The 16,378-nt window shown below is 62.2% G+C and carries 18 protein-coding genes; 1 reads left to right on the top strand and 17 read right to left on the bottom strand.

Annotation, left to right across the window (positions count from 1 at the left end):
• Positions 1–156 precede the first annotated feature (156 nt).
• The 11 genes from rpsQ to rpsJ are packed head-to-tail and all read right to left on the bottom strand — an operon-like array spanning position 157 to position 5,515.
• A complete protein-coding gene (gene rpsQ / locus QRN11_RS04190) occupies positions 157–462 on the bottom strand; it encodes a 30S ribosomal protein S17 (RefSeq protein ID WP_091415064.1) in 306 nt (101 codons plus the stop codon).
• Positions 459–788 (bottom strand): 50S ribosomal protein L29, encoded by a 330-nt coding sequence (gene rpmC / locus QRN11_RS04185; protein ID WP_018760452.1) that lies wholly within the window; start codon positions 786–788, stop codon positions 459–461. Before rpmC ends, rpsQ begins: the two co-directional genes overlap by 4 nt.
• A 2-nt stretch (positions 789–790) precedes the next feature.
• Complete coding sequence (gene rplP / locus QRN11_RS04180) at positions 791–1,207, bottom strand: 50S ribosomal protein L16 (protein WP_050054315.1); 417 nt, start codon at positions 1,205–1,207, stop codon at positions 791–793.
• A complete protein-coding gene (rpsC, locus tag QRN11_RS04175) occupies positions 1,208–2,041 on the bottom strand; it encodes a 30S ribosomal protein S3 (protein ID WP_091415061.1) in 834 nt (277 codons plus the stop codon).
• Positions 2,042–2,407 (bottom strand): 50S ribosomal protein L22, encoded by a 366-nt coding sequence (gene rplV / locus QRN11_RS04170; protein ID WP_009358304.1) that lies wholly within the window; start codon positions 2,405–2,407, stop codon positions 2,042–2,044. It lies immediately after the preceding gene.
• Between the two features lie 38 nt (positions 2,408–2,445).
• Entirely contained in the window at positions 2,446–2,727 is a 282-nt protein-coding gene (rpsS, locus tag QRN11_RS04165) for a 30S ribosomal protein S19 (RefSeq protein WP_003803803.1), read from the bottom strand.
• Positions 2,728–2,739: 12 nt separating this feature from the next.
• Positions 2,740–3,579 (bottom strand): 50S ribosomal protein L2, encoded by an 840-nt coding sequence (gene rplB / locus QRN11_RS04160; RefSeq protein ID WP_009358305.1) that lies wholly within the window; start codon positions 3,577–3,579, stop codon positions 2,740–2,742.
• Positions 3,580–3,608: 29 nt separating this feature from the next.
• Positions 3,609–3,914: a 50S ribosomal protein L23 gene (rplW, locus tag QRN11_RS04155; protein ID WP_009358306.1), complete on the bottom strand. Its 306-nt coding sequence runs from the start codon at positions 3,912–3,914 to the stop codon at positions 3,609–3,611.
• Positions 3,911–4,534 carry a 50S ribosomal protein L4 gene (rplD, locus tag QRN11_RS04150; protein WP_050054311.1) on the bottom strand — a complete coding sequence of 208 codons (624 nt, stop codon included), beginning with the start codon at positions 4,532–4,534 and terminating at the stop codon, positions 3,911–3,913. The genes rplW and rplD overlap by 4 nt, the downstream gene beginning before the upstream one ends.
• Before the next feature lie 4 nt (positions 4,535–4,538).
• On the bottom strand, positions 4,539–5,189 hold the full coding sequence (gene rplC, locus QRN11_RS04145) for a 50S ribosomal protein L3 (protein ID WP_013601833.1): 651 nt from the start codon (positions 5,187–5,189) through the stop codon (positions 4,539–4,541).
• Positions 5,190–5,206: 17 nt separating this feature from the next.
• Positions 5,207–5,515: a 30S ribosomal protein S10 gene (rpsJ, locus tag QRN11_RS04140; protein ID WP_043119398.1), complete on the bottom strand. Its 309-nt coding sequence runs from the start codon at positions 5,513–5,515 to the stop codon at positions 5,207–5,209.
• Positions 5,516–5,899: 384 nt separating this feature from the next.
• Here rpsJ and QRN11_RS04135 point away from each other — a divergent pair, with 384 nt between their 5' ends.
• Positions 5,900–7,336, top strand: coding sequence for a GH1 family beta-glucosidase (locus tag QRN11_RS04135; RefSeq protein WP_285249981.1), 1,437 nt, complete (start codon positions 5,900–5,902; stop codon positions 7,334–7,336).
• A gap of 13 nt (positions 7,337–7,349) precedes the next feature.
• Here QRN11_RS04135 and QRN11_RS04130 read toward each other — a convergent pair whose 3' ends face one another.
• The 6 genes from QRN11_RS04130 to QRN11_RS04105 form a co-directional block, all read right to left on the bottom strand.
• Entirely contained in the window at positions 7,350–7,475 is a 126-nt protein-coding gene (locus QRN11_RS04130; RefSeq protein WP_255470686.1) for a hypothetical protein, read from the bottom strand.
• 101 nt (positions 7,476–7,576) lie between these two features.
• Positions 7,577–8,767, bottom strand: coding sequence for an elongation factor Tu (gene tuf / locus QRN11_RS04125; RefSeq protein WP_050054308.1), 1,191 nt, complete (start codon positions 8,765–8,767; stop codon positions 7,577–7,579).
• A 255-nt stretch (positions 8,768–9,022) separates the two neighbouring features.
• The gene (gene fusA, locus QRN11_RS04120) at positions 9,023–11,137 is read right to left on the bottom strand and encodes an elongation factor G (RefSeq protein WP_091415057.1); all 2,115 of its coding nucleotides are present in this window, start codon (positions 11,135–11,137) and stop codon (positions 9,023–9,025) included.
• A gap of 69 nt (positions 11,138–11,206) precedes the next feature.
• Positions 11,207–11,677: a 30S ribosomal protein S7 gene (gene rpsG, locus QRN11_RS04115; RefSeq protein ID WP_026531948.1), complete on the bottom strand. Its 471-nt coding sequence runs from the start codon at positions 11,675–11,677 to the stop codon at positions 11,207–11,209.
• 1 nt (position 11,678) lies between these two features.
• On the bottom strand, positions 11,679–12,053 hold the full coding sequence (rpsL, locus tag QRN11_RS04110; RefSeq protein WP_009358312.1) for a 30S ribosomal protein S12: 375 nt from the start codon (positions 12,051–12,053) through the stop codon (positions 11,679–11,681).
• Positions 12,054–12,472: 419 nt separating this feature from the next.
• Positions 12,473–16,372, bottom strand: a complete 3,900-nt coding sequence (locus QRN11_RS04105; RefSeq protein ID WP_285249980.1) for a DNA-directed RNA polymerase subunit beta' — start codon at positions 16,370–16,372, stop codon at positions 12,473–12,475.
• Positions 16,373–16,378 lie beyond the last annotated feature (6 nt).

Here is a 16,378-nt window from a genome sequence, read left to right as displayed (position 1 = left end):
CTCTCTCACTTTCCTGAGAGAAGTGATAGAGCGTTGGCCAAAAGCACGCATTAAGCGAGCGAGCGTCGGGGACAGACGACGGCGTGACGGGAGGCGCCGTTAAACGAGGAAGCCCCCGCTCCAGAGGAGCAGGGGCTTCCGGCGAAGCAGCAGGTGCTACTTGGCCTTCTCGAGGATTTCCACGAGCCGCCAGTTCTTGGTGGCGGACAGCGGACGGGTCTCGGCGATGACAACGAGATCGCCGATGCCGGCGGTGTTCTCTTCGTCGTGTGCCTTGACCTTGGAGGTACGGCGGATGACCTTGCCGTACAGCGCGTGCTTCACGCGGTCTTCAACCTGGACAACAATGGTCTTTTCCATCTTGTCCGAGACCACGTAGCCGCGACGCGTCTTGCGGTAACCGCGCTGCTCAGCCGTGGCTGCGGTAGCAGTTTCCGTCACGTTCTGGTCCTTTTCACTCACTTGGCATCCTCCTCGGTCTCAACCGTTTCAGCCTTCTCGGCCTTCTTGGTTGCAGCCTTCTTGGACTTCTTCTCTTCTTTGGCTTCCACAACAGGTGCGGCAACCTCAGCACGAATGCCCAGCTCGCGCTCACGGAGAACGGTGTAGATGCGGGCGATGTCCTTCTTTACCGCGCGCAGCCTGCCGTGGTTCTCCAGCTGTCCGGTGGCGGACTGGAAACGCAGGTTGAACAGCTCTTCCTTGGCCTTGCGGAGTTCTTCAACGAGACGCTCGTTGTCGAAACCGTCCAGCTGTGCGGGAGCCAGATCCTTGGATCCTACTGCCATTTCTATTCACCACCTTCGCGACGCAGAATGCGTGCCTTCAACGGGAGCTTGTGGATTGCCAGGCGCAGGGCCTCGCGTGCTACCGATTCTTCGACGCCGGAGATCTCAAAGAGAACCCGGCCCGGCTTGACGTTTGCGACCCACCATTCCGGTGAACCCTTACCGGAACCCATGCGGGTTTCGGCAGGCTTCTTGGTGAGGGGACGGTCCGGGTAGATGTTGATCCAGACCTTACCGCCACGCTTGATGTGGCGGGTCATCGCGATACGGGCGGATTCGATCTGACGGTTGGTGACGTATGCCGGGCTCAGGGCCTGGATACCGTACTCACCGAAAGTGACCTTGGTGCCGCCCGTAGCAGCGCCGGAACGACCCGGGTGGTGCTGCTTACGGTGCTTGACTCGACGTGGGATAAGCATTTAAGCCTGTCCTCCTTCTGCTGCGGGAGCAGCAGCTTCAGCTGCCGGAGCCTCTGCAGCGGGAGCTGCTTCGGCGGCCGGACGGTCGTTGCGACGGCGGCGGTCACCACGGTCAGCGCCACCCGGGCGGCCCGGACGGTCGCTAGGACCGCGGCCACGGGACGGGGCGGAAGCGGCCTGCTGGGCCAGTTCCTTGGCGGTGACGTCACCCTTGTAGATCCAGACCTTCACACCAATACGGCCGAAGGTGGTCTTGGCTTCGTAGAAGCCGTAGTCGATGTTCGCGCGGAGGGTGTGCAGGGGCACACGGCCTTCGCGGTAGAACTCCGAGCGGGACATTTCAGCGCCACCCAGTCGACCGGAGCAGGCGATACGGATGCCCTTGGCACCTGCACGCTGTGCGGACTGCATGGCCTTCTTCATGGCGCGGCGGAAAGCCACACGTGAAGTCAGCTGCTCAGCAACGCCCTGGGCAACAAGCTGTGCTTCCATCTCGGGGTTCTTGACCTCGAGGATGTTCAGCTGAACCTGCTTGCCGGTGAGCTTTTCGAGCTCGCCGCGGATGCGGTCTGCTTCTGCTCCACGGCGGCCGATGACGATGCCCGGGCGGGCCGTGTGGATGTCCACGCGGACACGGTCACGGGTGCGCTCGATCTCAACCTTGGCGATACCGGCGCGCTCCATGCCCGTGGACATGAGCTGGCGGATGCGGATGTCTTCGCGAACGAAGTCCTTGTACCGCTGGCCGGCCTTGGTGCTGTCAGCGAACCAGTGCGATACGTGATCGGTGGTGATGCCGAGTCGGAACCCGTGCGGGTTTACTTTCTGTCCCACTTAGCGAGCCTCCTCTTTCTCCGGGGTAGCGACTACCACGGTGATGTGGCTGGTGCGCTTCTTGATCTGAAATGCACGACCCTGGGCACGCGGCTGGAACCGCTTCATGGTCGGGCCTTCATCAACAAACGCTTCGCTGATGATGAGGTCGCCTTCGTCAAACGCCACGCCGTCGCGGTCCGCGAGGACCCGGGCGTTGGAGATTGCCGACTGAACTACCTTGAATACCGGCTCCGAAGCTGCCTGGGGGGCAAACTTCAGAATTGCCAGAGCCTCATTCGCTTGCAATCCACGAACAAGGTTGACGACGCGCCGGGCCTTCATAGGCGTTACGCGGATGTGACGCGCAATTGCCTTGGCTTCCATTGCTTTCCTTCTCTCGTCTTTGACGTAAGTGCAGGCGCCTAGCGGCGCTTGCCCTTACGGTCGTCCTTGACATGGCCGCGGAATGTCCGCGTGGGAGCGAATTCGCCGAGCTTGTGCCCGACCATCGACTCAGTGACAAACACCGGGATGTGCTTGCGTCCGTCGTGTACGGCGATCGTGTGCCCGAGCATGTCGGGGATGATCATCGAACGGCGGGACCAGGTCTTGATGACGTTCTTGGTGCCCTTTTCGTTTTCCCTGGCTACCTTCACAAAGAGGTGCTGGTCAACGAAAGGACCTTTTTTCAGGCTGCGTGGCATGTGTCCAGGCTCCTATCGCTTGTTCTTGCCAGTACGACGGCGACGAACAATAAGCTTGTCGCTCTCTTTGTTGGGGCGGCGCGTGCGGCCTTCGCGCTGACCGTTGGGGTTGACGGGGTTACGTCCACCGGACGTCTTACCCTCGCCACCACCGTGCGGGTGGTCAACCGGGTTCATGGCGACACCACGGACGGTCGGGCGGACGCCCTTCCAGCGCATACGGCCGGCCTTGCCCCAGTTGATGTTCGACTGCTCGGCGTTGCCAACCTCGCCGACGGTTGCGCGGCAGCGCACGTCAACGTTGCGGATTTCGCCGGAGGGCAGACGCAGCTGGGCGAAGCGGCCTTCCTTGGCAACGAGCTGGATGGACGCACCAGCGGAACGGCCCATCTTGGCGCCGCCACCCGGACGCAGTTCCACCGCGTGGATAACGGTACCCACGGGGATGTTGCGCAGGGGCAGGTTGTTGCCAGGCTTGATGTCAGCGTTGGCGCCGGCCTCTACGAAGTCACCCTGGGACAGCTTGTTCGGGGCGATGATGTAACGCTTGGTGCCATCAACGTAGTGCAGGAGGGCGATGCGAGCCGTGCGGTTCGGATCGTACTCGATTTCAGCAACGCGGGCGTCAACGCCGTCCTTGTCGTGGCGACGGAAGTCAATCAGACGGTACTGGCGTTTGTGTCCGCCACCCTTGTGACGGGTGGTGATCTTACCGGTGTTGTTACGGCCGCCCTTTTTGGGCAGCGGACGTACCAACGACTTTTCCGGCGTCGACCGCGTGATTTCAATGAAGTCCGCTACGCTCGAGCCTCGACGGCCCGGGGTAGTCGGCTTGTATTTACGGATTCCCATAATTTATTTCCTCGTTAAAGTGGTCTCCGCTACGAAAGCGGACCGCCGAAGATGTCGATAGTGCCTTCTTTGAGGGTGACAATCGCACGCTTGGTGTTCTTGCGGGTACCCCATCCGAATTTGGTGCGCTTGCGCTTACCGGCACGGTTGATGGTGTTGATCGATTCGACCTTGACGGAGAAAATCTTCTCCACGGCCAGCTTGATCTCGGTCTTGTTCGAACGGGGGTCCACCAGGAAGGTGTACTTGCCCTCGTCGATCAGGCCGTAGCTCTTTTCCGACACGACGGGTGCAAGCACGACGTCGCGGGGATCCTTGATGGTGGCTGCACTCACTTGGCATCCTCCTCGTTCTTTGCCACTGCCTTGCCGGCAACGAATGCTTCGTAGGCAGCCTTGGTGAAGACAACGTCATCAGACACGAGAACGTCGTAGGTGTTCAGCTGGTCTGCGTACAGAACGTGAACACCGGCGAGGTTGCGCACGGACAGTGCTGCAACATCGTTGGCGCGCTCGATGACGACCAGCAGGTTCTTGCGGTCGGACACGCCGCGCAGCGTTGCCAGTGCAGTCTTGGCCGACGGCTTGTCGCCTTCAACCAGTTCAGCGACAACGTGGATGCGGCCGTTGCGTGCCCGGTCAGACAGTGCGCCGCGCAGTGCAGCAGCAATCATCTTCTTGGGGGTGCGCTGGCTGTAGTCACGCGGGGTGGGACCGTGGACAATGCCACCGCCGGTCATGTGCGGAGCACGGATGGAACCCTGACGGGCGCGGCCGGTGCCCTTCTGCTTGAACGGCTTGCGTCCTGCACCGGAAACTTCAGCGCGGGTCTTGGTCTTGTGGGTACCCTGGCGAGCAGCAGCAAGCTGAGCAACGACAACCTGGTGCAGCAGCGGCACGTTGGTCTGAACGTCGAAGATTTCTGCAGGCAGGTCAACCTGGACAGTGTTAGCCATTGAACTAGGCTCCCTTCACGGCGGTGCGTACGAGGACGACCTGGCCGCGGGCGCCGGGAACGGCACCCTTGATAAGGAGCAGCGACTTCTCGACGTCAACCGCGTGGACCGTGAGGTTCAGCGTGGTGTGACGAACGGCGCCCATGCGGCCGGCCATTTTCATGCCCTTGAAGACGCGGCTCGGGGTGGATGCGCCACCGATTGAACCGGGCTTACGGTGGTTCTTGTGGGCACCGTGGGAAGCTCCAACGCCGTGGAAGCCGTGACGCTTCATAACACCGGCGAAGCCCTTACCCTTGGTGGTGCCGATGACGTCGATCTTCTGGCCGGCTTCGAAGACCTCTACGGAGAGCTCCTGGCCCAGCTCGTACTCAGCAGCATCTGCGGTACGGAGTTCGACGACGTGGCGGCGAGGCGTGACGCCTGCCTTTTCAAAGTGACCAGCCAGCGGCTTGGTGACCTTGCGGGGATCGATCTGGCCGTAGCCGATCTGAACGGCGACGTAGCCATCAGCTTCTGCGTTGCGCAGCTGGGTGATGACGTTCGAATCTGCCTGGACCACAGTGACGGGGATGAGCTTGTTGTTCTCGTCCCAGACCTGGGTCATGCCGAGCTTCGTGCCCAGCAGGCCCTTTACGTTACGGGTTGCGGTCATAGTCTCTCAGCACCTCCCTACAGCTTGATTTCGATGTTCACGTCAGCCGGCAGGTCGAGACGCATGAGCGAGTCAACAGCCTTCGGCGTGGGATCGATGATGTCGATAAGACGCTTGTGCGTGCGCATTTCGAAGTGCTCGCGGCTGTCTTTGTACTTGTGCGGAGAGCGGATGACGCAGTACACGTTCTTCTCCGTCGGCAGCGGCACGGGGCCCACTACCGTTGCGCCTGCGCGCGTGACCGTCTCAACGATCTTCCGTGCTGAAGTGTCAATGACCTCGTGGTCGTATGACTTCAGCCGGATGCGGATTTTTTGTCCCGCCATGTCGCCTGACTCTCTTTCAGTAAATGCTGCTCTGTTTACTTACGTGTTGTATGGCTGCCGAAGCATTTGAAGTCGTAACTACCACCCGCCGCACAAACTGAATCCGGATGAATCCGGGTTCCTCACCTTGCCGGCGCAACCGACCCCCGCGGTCGGGCGTGTCGCGCTTGGCACGCATACAAATCCGCAATTCCATGGGGGTGGGTTATGTTTGGTCTTCCACTTGGACCCTGGCACCCGGCATTATCCGGATCGGGACACGAAGAAGCGCTTGAACAACTCATCTAGTATGCCGGAATTTGGGCGCAGATGCGAATTGGGCCTATTCCGGGCGCCGCTGGAGGGGTCATTGCCAACGGCTATCCCGGAACGGATGATAGGGGCATGACGCTGGAAAGCACCGAATCCGTGACCGAACTGGCCAGCCGCATGCCGCCGTCGTTCACTTTAGGCGTCGCAGCCGCCGCCTTCCAGATCGAAGGTGCCCTTACTGCGGGAGGCCGGGGACCGTCCGGCTGGGACGCCTTCGCCGAGAAGCCCGGCGCCATCATGGACGGGCACTCCCCCGCCGTGGCCTGCGACCACTACAACCGCCTGCCGGAGGACATTGCCCTGTTGCAGGAGCTGGGGGTGGACTCCTACCGCTTCTCTTTGTCCTGGCCGAGGATCCAGCCGGACGGCCGCGGAAGCTTCAACGCAGAAGGGCTGGATTTCTACGACCGGCTGATAGACCAGCTCCTGGAGGCCGGGGTCTCCCCTATGGCCACGCTCTACCACTGGGACACTCCCCTGCCCTTGGAACACCGCGGCGGCTGGATGAACCGTGAGACAGCGCAACGCTTTGGTGACTACGCCGCTGCCGCCGGAGCACGCTACGGGGACCGTGTCGCGCAGTGGGTCACCCTCAACGAACCTGTTTCAGTGACGTTGAACGGTTATGCCCTGGGGGTACATGCCCCCGGCCATGCCCTGATGTTTGACGCCCTTCCGTCCATCCACCACCAGCTCCTTGCCCATGGGCTGGGCGCGCAGGCCCTCCGCGCCGCCGGCGTCAAGGGGGGTGTGGGAGTCACCAATCTGCACTCCCCTGTCCGTCCGGCCACCTGGAAACCCGGCGACAGGCTAGTGGCCAGGATGTACGACCTGCTGATGAACAGGATCTACGCCGACCCCGTGCTCTTGGGCCGGTACCCCAGCCTGCCGTTGTATGCCAGGCCGTGGCTGCGCTCCATCGGGCGGATCTCCGATGCCGACCTGCGGACCATCCACCAGCCACTGGATTTCTACGGCCTCAACTACTATTTCCCGGTGAAGGTGGCGCTGGGCCGCGGGGTGACCCCGATTCCGGCCAACACGCACAAGGCGGTAGCGCGGCTGCCCTTCCACGAAGTGGGATATCCGGAGTACAACAGCACAGGGTTCGGCTGGCCGGTGGCGCCCGACCACCTGGGCGTCCTGCTGAAGGAACTCCAAGACCGCTACGGGGACGCGCTGCCGCCGGTATACATCACCGAAGGCGGAGCCAGCTTCCCGGAACCTGACAGGGTGTCCGGCCCGCTCCAGGATGAGGATCGGGTGCAGTACCTCGCCTCACACCTGCGGGCTGCGCTGGACGCGACGGCTCCCGGCGGCCCTGCCTCAGGTGTAGACCTGCGCGGCTACTACGTGTGGACCCTGATGGATAATTTTGAATGGGCCGCCGGGTACTCGCAGCGGTTCGGCCTGGTCCACGTGGACTTTGAGACACTCGAGCGGACGCCCAAGCAGTCGTTCTACTGGTACCAGGAGTTGAGCAAGGCGCGGCGGGCGCTGCACGGCTGACCGCGCCGCCCTCCTACTGGTTCTTGTTCGCCCGGTTGATCCGCTTGGCGCGGTCAATCTCGTGGCGGAAATGCTTCTTGGCCCAGAACACGCCGGCCACCACCGCAACCGCGATGATCAGGAAGATAAGCCATCCCATGGTGAACTCCTTTCGGTCCCGCAACCATATCAGGGGCCGTATTAAGCAAAAAAACGGCCCCGCTGCAGATGCAGCGGGGCCGTTCTTTAGTTCAACAAGAATTACTTGATGATCTTGGTAACACGTCCTGAACCAACGGTGCGGCCGCCTTCGCGGATTGCGAAGCCGAGGCCCTCTTCCATAGCGATGGGCTGGATGAGCGCAACGGTCATCTCAGTGTTGTCGCCAGGCATAACCATTTCCGTGCCCTCGGGCAGGGTGATAACGCCGGTTACGTCCGTGGTACGGAAGTAGAACTGCGGGCGGTAGTTGGAGTAGAACGGGTTGTGACGTCCGCCTTCGTCCTTGGAGAGGATGTAGACGTTAGCCTCGAAGTCGGTGTGCGGGGTGATGGAACCCGGCTTGACGACAACCTGGCCACGCTCTACGTCATCACGCTTCAGACCGCGGAGCAGGAGGCCACAGTTCTCGCCGGCCCATGCTTCGTCGAGCTGCTTGTGGAACATCTCGATACCGGTAACCGTGGTCTTCTGGACCGGGCGGATGCCGACGATCTCGACCTCGGAGTTGATGGCGAGGGTTCCACGCTCGGCGCGGCCCGTAACAACGGTGCCACGGCCGGTGATGGTGAAGACGTCCTCGATCGGCATCAGGAACGGCTTGTCACGGTCACGTACGGGGTCCGGAACAGACTCGTCAACAGCAGCCATCAGGTCCTCAACGGACTTGACCCACTCGGGGTCGCCTTCCAGGGCCTTCAGGCCGGAAACGCGGACAACCGGTGCTTCGTCGCCATCGAAGCCCTGCGAGCTCAGGAGCTCACGAACTTCCATTTCAACGAGGTCCAGCAGTTCCTCATCGTCAACCATGTCGGACTTGTTCAGTGCGACCAGCAGGTAGGGAACACCAACCTGGCGGGCGAGCAGAACGTGCTCGCGGGTCTGTGCCATCGGGCCGTCAGTGGCGGCAACCACGAGGATTGCACCGTCCATCTGGGCAGCACCGGTGATCATGTTCTTGATGTAGTCAGCGTGACCCGGAGCGTCTACGTGTGCGTAGTGGCGCTTCTCGGTCTGGTACTCAACGTGGGAGATGTTGATGGTAATGCCGCGCTGACGCTCTTCGGGAGCAGAGTCAATCGACGCGAAGTCACGCTTCTCGTTGAGAGTCGGGTACTTGTCGTACAGCACCTTGGAAATGGCGGCCGTCAACGTCGTCTTACCGTGGTCAACGTGACCAATGGTGCCGATGTTAACGTGCGGCTTAGTCCGCTCGAACTTTGCCTTTGCCACAGGTTCCTCCTAGAACGTTTTCAAATGACATACCCTTCGACCGCGCTTGTCGCGGCAGAAACTCAGGTAAGTCTACTTGGGGGGCTTTGGATTGGTGAAATTGCAGATTCAGGAACTAATACTAGTCCCCGAAGCCTGTTCGTGCAGATGGCCGGGATCCGGCTTGACCGGATGAATCCGACCGTACCCGGCCACCTGCACCGGCTGTGCTTTCCGAAACCGGCAAGCGCACCCGAATGTGTTCGCTGCGAAAGACTATTCGCCGCGGGTCTTCTGGATGATCTCGTCGGCAACAGCCTTCGGGACCTCTGCGTAGCTGTTGAACGTCATGGAGTACACAGCGCGGCCCTGGGTCTTGGAGCGCAGGTCGCCGATGTAGCCGAACATGCCGGACAGCGGGACGTGCGCACGGATAACCTTGACACCCTGTGCATCTTCCATGGACTGCATCTGGCCACGGCGGGAGTTGAGGTCGCCGATAACTTCACCCATGTATTCCTCAGGGGTGCGGACCTCGACATCCATCAGCGGTTCGAGCAGAACCGGGTTCGCCTTGCGTGCAGCTTCCTTGAAAGCCATACGGCCGGCGATCTTGAACGCCATTTCCGAAGAGTCAACATCGTGGTACGCGCCGTCGATCAGCGTGGCCTTGATGCCGACAACCGGGTAGCCAGCCAGGACGCCGTCGTTCAGCGCATCCTGGATACCGGCGTCAACGGACGGGATGTACTCGCGGGGAACGCGGCCACCGGTGACCTTGTTCTCGAACTCGTACAGCTCGCCTTCAGCGGTGTCCAGCGGCTCGATCGCGATCTGGATCTTTGCGAACTGGCCCGAACCACCGGTCTGCTTCTTGTGCGTGTAGTCGTGGCGTTCGACGGCGCGCTTGATAGTTTCGCGGTAAGCAACCTGGGGCTTGCCCACGTTGGCTTCGACCTTGAACTCGCGGCGCATGCGGTCCACCAGGATGTCCAGGTGGAGCTCGCCCATGCCGGCGATGATGGTCTGGCCGGTGTCTTCGTTGAGGGACACCTGGAAGGTGGGGTCCTCAGCGGAGAGCTTCTGGATGGCCGTGGAGAGCTTCTCCTGGTCACCCTTGGTGTTCGGCTCGATGGCAACCGAGATCACGGGCTCCGGGAAGCTCATGGACTCGAGCACGATCTGGTTGGCGGAGTCGCACAGGGTGTCACCCGTGGTGGTGTCCTTCAGACCGATGGCTGCGTAGATGTGGCCGGCGGTAGCGCCCTCGACGGGCATTTCCTTGTTGGCGTGCATCTGGAACAGCTTGCCGATGCGCTCCTTCTTGCCCTTGGTGGAGTTGACCACCTGGGCGCCTGCTTCCACGTGACCGGAGTACACGCGGATGAAGGTGAGCTGGCCGAAGAACGGGTGCGCAGCAATCTTGAAGGCCAGTGCGGAGAAAGGCTCTTCGGAAGAAGGCTTGCGGGTCAGTTCCTTCTCTTCGTCGCGGGGGTCGTGGCCGACCATCGGGGGGACGTCGAGCGGGTTCGGCAGGTAGTCCACAACTGCGTCGAGCATGGGCTGCACGCCGCGGTTCTTGAACGCGGAACCGCAGAAGATCGGGTAGAGCTCGGAGTTGATCGTCATCTTGCGGATGCCGGCCTTGAGCTCGTCGATCGAGATCTCTTCGCCCTCGAGGTACTTCTCCATGAGTTCCTCGGAGGACTCTGCGACGGTCTCAACGAGGTTCGCGCGGTACTCTTCGGCCTTTTCCTGGAGGTCAGCCGGGATCTCGCGGATCTCGTACTTGGCACCCATGGTCACGTCGCCCTTGGCATCGCCGGGCCACACCAGTGCGCGCATGTAGAGCAGGTCCACGACGCCGATGAAGTCGTTCTCGGCACCGATCGGGAGCTGCATGACCAGCGGCTTGGCGCCGAGGCGGCTGATGATGGTGTCTACGGTGAAGTAGAAGTCGGCACCGAGCTTGTCCATCTTGTTGACGAAGCAGATGCGCGGAACGTTGTACTTGTCAGCCTGGCGCCAAACGGTCTCAGACTGCGGCTCAACGCCTTCCTTGCCATCGAACACGGCGACAGCGCCGTCGAGGACGCGCAGGGAGCGCTCAACCTCGACGGTGAAGTCCACGTGGCCGGGGGTGTCGATGATGTTGATCTGGTTGTTTTCCCAGAAGCAGGTCACGGCGGCAGACGTGATGGTGATGCCGCGTTCCTTTTCCTGTTCCATCCAGTCGGTCGTCGAAGCGCCGTCGTGCGTCTCGCCGATCTTGTGGTTCACACCCGTGTAGAACAGGATGCGCTCGGTGGTGGTGGTCTTGCCGGCATCAATGTGGGCCATGATGCCGATGTTGCGGACCTTACTAAGGTCGGTAAGCACGTCCTGTGCCACGGGGTCTCCTTTTGGGATGGACTACACGTTCGCCGCCGGCTCGGTTGAGCCGGCGGCGGCCGGGGAGTATTACCAGCGGTAGTGTGCGAAGGCCTTGTTGGACTCGGCCATCTTGTGGGTGTCTTCGCGACGCTTCACAGCGGCACCGAGACCGTTGGAGGCATCCAGGATTTCGTTCTGGAGGCGCTCGGTCATCGTCTTCTCGCGGCGGGCCTTGGAGTAGCCAACCAGCCAGCGCAGGGCGAGGGCGGTGGAGCGGCCCGGCTTGACCTCAACCGGAACCTGGTAGGTGGCGCCGCCGACGCGGCGTGAGCGGACCTCGAGGGAAGGCTTGACGTTGTCCATGGCCTTCTTGAGGGCTGCTACGGGGTCGCCGCCGGACTTGGCGCGTGCGCCTTCGAGTGCACCGTAGACGATGCGCTCTGCCGTGGACTTCTTGCCGTCAACGAGCACCTTGTTGATGAGCTGGGTAACCAGCGGGGAGCCGTAAACGGGATCTAGTACGAGCGGCCGCTTGGGGGCCGGACCCTTGCGAGGCATATTACTTCTTCTCCATCTTTGCGCCGTAGCGGCTGCGGGCCTGCTTACGGTTCTTGACACCCTGGGTATCGAGGGCGCCACGGACGATCTTGTAGCGGACACCCGGGAGGTCCTTCACACGACCACCGCGGACGAGCACAATGGAGTGCTCCTGCAGGTTGTGTCCCACACCGGGGATGTAGGCGGTTACTTCCACGCCGCCGTTGAGGCGCACACGTGCCACCTTACGCAGAGCCGAGTTCGGCTTCTTCGGGGTGGTGGTGTAGACGCGGGTGCAAACACCGCGGCGCATGGGGCTGCCCTTAAGCGCGGGAGCCTTGGTCTTTGAGACCTTAGGCGTGCGGCCCTTGCGGACCAGCTGGTTAATCGTAGGCACTCTCGTGTTCTCCGTTTTATCCGGAGCGGCCGCTTCCGGCCACTCTCTTGTTGCGTTGCCTCGCCGCCCGGGCCTCGAAGAAGATCTCCAGGGCGGCGAAGGCGAAGCCTTAATAGTCGGATCGCATTCCCAGGCCTTGGCGCGCGGCCAACAGTCCCTAGGCATGCAAAAATGTGGCATACGTTGCACAAGAACCCTGCAAACCGGAAACGTCGCTCTGGTTCAGCCTTTCAGCTGGAACCGGCGCACTCATCCACTGCCACAATAACAATTGGTAACAAGTCTAGCATGGACGGCCTCCATGCCTTAATCGGGGGCGGCTCCCCCAACAGCCCGCCGTTAAACAGCAACGCGGGGTCACTACGGGCCCAATCCGGGGTGCGGATTGGGCCGTAAGTGACCCCGCGTAGCTTTAAGGGCTAGCGGAAGTCGTTGCCCAGGTCGTAGTCATCCAGCGGGATGGCGTGGAACTCAGGAGCTCCGTCGCCGCCCAGGGTGTCGTACGAGAAGTCACTGAACGCGCTGGGGCCGGTGAACAGGTTGGCCTTTGCTTCTTCAGTGGGCTCCACGGTGACCTCGGTGTAGCGCGGGAGGCCCGTGCCGGCCGGGATCAGCTTACCGATGATGACATTCTCCTTGAGGCCGAGCAGGGGGTCGCTCTTGCCTTCCATGGCCGCCTGAGTCAGGACGCGGGTGGTTTCCTGGAAGGAAGCTGCGGACAGCCAGGACTCGGTGGCCAGGGACGCCTTGGTGATACCCATGAGCTCGGGACGTCCGGAAGCCGGAGTCTTGCCCTCGGACACAACGCGGCGGTTGGCCTCCTCGAAGCGGCTGCGCTCGGCGAGCTCGCCGGGCAGCAGATCCGATTCGCCGGACTCGATGACCGTGACGCGGCGCAGCATCTGGCGGACGATAACCTCGACGTGCTTGTCGTGGATACCGATGCCCTGGCTGCGGTACACGCCCTGGACTTCGTCCACCAGGAACTTCTGTGCCGCGCGCGGACCCATGATGCGCAGGACCTGCTTGGGATCGACCGGTCCGTTGATCAGCTTCTGGCCGACGGTGACGTGGTCGCCATCCTCGATCAGCAGGCGTGAACGGCGCAGGACCGGGTAGGCGATCTCTTCGGTTCCGTCATCGGGAGTGATGACCAGGCGCATCTGGCGCTCGGACTCTTCGATGGTGATGCGGCCGGCTGCTTCTGCAATCGGTGCAACACCCTTCGGAGTACGGGCTTCGAAGAGCTCCTGGATACGGGGCAGACCCTGGGTGATGTCGTCGCCACCGCTGGCGGAAACAGCACCACCGGTGTGGAACGTACGCATGGTCAGCTGGGTACCGGGCTCACCGATGGACTGTGCGGCGATGATGCCCACGGCCTCGCCGATGTCCACGGTCTTGCCGGTGGCCAGCGAACGGCCGTAGCACAAGGCGCAGGTACCAACGCTGGACTCACAGGTGAGTACGGAGCGGACCTTGACCTCGGTGATGCCGGCCTTGAACAGCTCGTCAATCACCACGTCACCGCAGTCGGTGCCGGCGGCTGCGAGGACCTTGCCCTCGGAGTCCACGACGTCGACGGCGAGCGTACGTGCGTAGGCACTGTTCTCGACGTTCTCGTCCAGGACCAGCTCGCCGTTGGAATCGGCGACGGCGATGGGCGTGACCAGGCCACGCTCGGTGCCGCAGTCCTCTTCGCGGACGATGACGTCCTGGGAGACGTCCACCAGACGACGGGTCAGGTAACCCGAGTTGGCGGTACGCAGTGCGGTGTCAGCCAGACCCTTACGGGCGCCGTGGGTGGCGATGAAGTATTCCAGCACCGACAGGCCCTCGCGGTAGGAGGACTTGATGGGACGCGGGATGATCTCACCCTTAGGGTTGGCCACCAGGCCACGGATACCCGCGATCTGGCGGACCTGCATCCAGTTACCACGTGCACCGGAGGACACCATGCGGTTGATGGTGTTCATCGGCGACAGGCTGTCACGCATCGCCTGGGCGATCTCGTTCGTTGCCTTGTTCCAGATCTCGATCAGTTCCTGGCGGCGCTCGTCGTCGTCGATCAGGCCCTTGTCGTACTGGCCCTGGATCTTGGCGGCGCGCTCCTCGTAACCGGCGAGGATCTGCGGCTTTGCGGCCGGAACCTCGATGTCCGAGATGGCGACGGTGACGCCTGAGCGGGTGGCCCAGTAGAAACCAGCATCCTTCAGATTGTCCAGGGTTGCCGCGGTGACAACCTTCGGGTAGCGCTCGGCGAGGTCGTTGACGATGCGGGACAGTTCGCCCTTGTCGGCAACAGCCTCAACCCAGGGGTAGTCCTCGGGCAGGGTCTCGTTGAAGAGCACCTGGCCCAGGGAGGTCTGGACGAGTGCGGGCTGACCCTGCTCCCAGCCTTCCGGAGCTTCCCAGCCGGCGTACGGCACAAAACCTTCGAGGCGGATCCTGACCTGCGAGTTCAAGTGCAGCTCGCGGGCGTCGAACGCCATGATGGCTTCGGCAACCGAACCGAAGACGCGGCCTTCGCCGGCCGAACCGACACGCTTGGTGGTCAGGTGGTACAGGCCGATGATCATATCCTGCGAAGGCAGGGTGACCGGGCGTCCGTCAGAGGGCTTCAGGATGTTGTTCGAGGACAGCATCAGGATGCGGGCCTCGGCCTGCGCCTCCGGGCTCAGCGGCAGGTGCACTGCCATCTGGTCGCCGTCGAAGTCAGCGTTGAAGGCGCCACACACCAGCGGGTGAAGCTGGATGGCCTTGCCTTCCACAAGCTGCGGTTCGAACGCCTGGATACCGAGGCGGTGCAGGGTAGGTGCACGGTTGAGCAGCACCGGGTGTTCGGTGATGATCTCTTCCAGCACGTCCCAGACCTGCGGACGGTAACGCTCCACCATGCGCTTGGCCGACTTGATGTTCTGGGCGTGGTTGAGGTCAACCAGGCGCTTCATCACGAACGGCTTGAAGAGCTCCAGCGCCATCTGCTTGGGCAGGCCGCACTGGTGCAGCTTCAGCTGCGGGCCGACGACGATGACCGAACGGCCGGAGTAGTCAACGCGCTTGCCGAGGAGGTTCTGGCGGAAACGGCCCTGCTTGCCCTTGAGCATGTCGCTCAGGGACTTCAGCGGACGGTTGCCCGGTCCGGTGACCGGGCGGCCGCGGCGGCCGTTGTCGAAGAGGCTGTCAACAGCTTCCTGAAGCATGCGCTTCTCGTTGTTGACGATGATCTCCGGAGCACCCAGGTCAAGCAGTCGCTTGAGTCGGTTGTTGCGGTTGATCACGCGGCGGTAGAGGTCGTTGAGGTCGGAGGTCGCGAAGCGGCCACCGTCCAGCTGGACCATGGGGCGCAGTTCCGGCGGGATCACCGGGACGGCGTCAAGGACCATGCCAAGCGGGCTGTTGTTGGTGGTCAGGAACGCGTTGACCACCTTGAGGCGCTTCAGGGCACGGGTCTTGCGCTGGCCCTTGCCGTTGGCAATGATGTCGCGCAGCAGGTCGGACTCGGCCTGCATGTCGAAGCCTTCAAGGCGCTTCTTGATGGCTTCGGCACCCATGGAGCCTTCGAAGTACATGCCGTAGCGGTCGCGCAGCTCGCGGTACAGGCCTTCGTCACCTTCGAGGTCGGCGACCTTCAGGTTCTTGAAACGGTCCCAGACCTGCTCGAGGCGCTCGATGTCGGCGTCGGCACGCTTGCGCACGTTCGCCATCTGGCGGTCGGCGGAGTCGCGGGCCTTCTTCTTGTCGGCAGCCTTCGCACCTTCGCCCTCGAGGCGGGCAATCTCGCCTTCGAGGTCGCGGGCGATCGCCGCGATGTCGGAGTCGCGGTTGTCGATCAGCTGCTTCTTCTCGATGTCGTGCTCAACCTGCAGGTTGGGCAGTTCCTCGTGGCGGGCGGCCTCGTCAACGCTGGTGATCATGTATGCGGCGAAGTAGATGACCTTTTCGAGGTCCTTCGGTGCCAGGTCAAGGAGGTAGCCCAGGCGGGACGGAACACCCTTGAAGTACCAGATGTGCGTAACGGGAGCGGCCAGCTCGATGTGGCCCATGCGCTCACGGCGGACCTTTGCGCGGGTGACCTCAACGCCACAACGCTCGCAGATGATGCCCTTGAAGCGCACGCGCTTGTACTTGCCGCAGTAGCATTCCCAGTCCCGGGACGGGCCGAAGATCTTCTCGCAGAAGAGGCCGTCCTTCTCGGGCTTGAGCGTGCGGTAGTTGATGGTTTCCGGCTTCTTAACCTCGCCGTATGACCAGCCGCGGATGTCTTCCGCGGTGGCGAGGCCGATCTGCATGAGGCCGAAGGAGGATTCGCTGGACATATGGTC

The sequence above is a fragment of the Pseudarthrobacter sp. fls2-241-R2A-168 genome (genome assembly GCF_030209335.1).
Classification (GTDB): Bacteria; Actinomycetota; Actinomycetes; order Actinomycetales; family Micrococcaceae; genus Arthrobacter.
The sequence above is the reverse complement of the archived record's forward strand: the minus strand, read 5'-3'. Positions and strand labels throughout refer to the sequence as shown.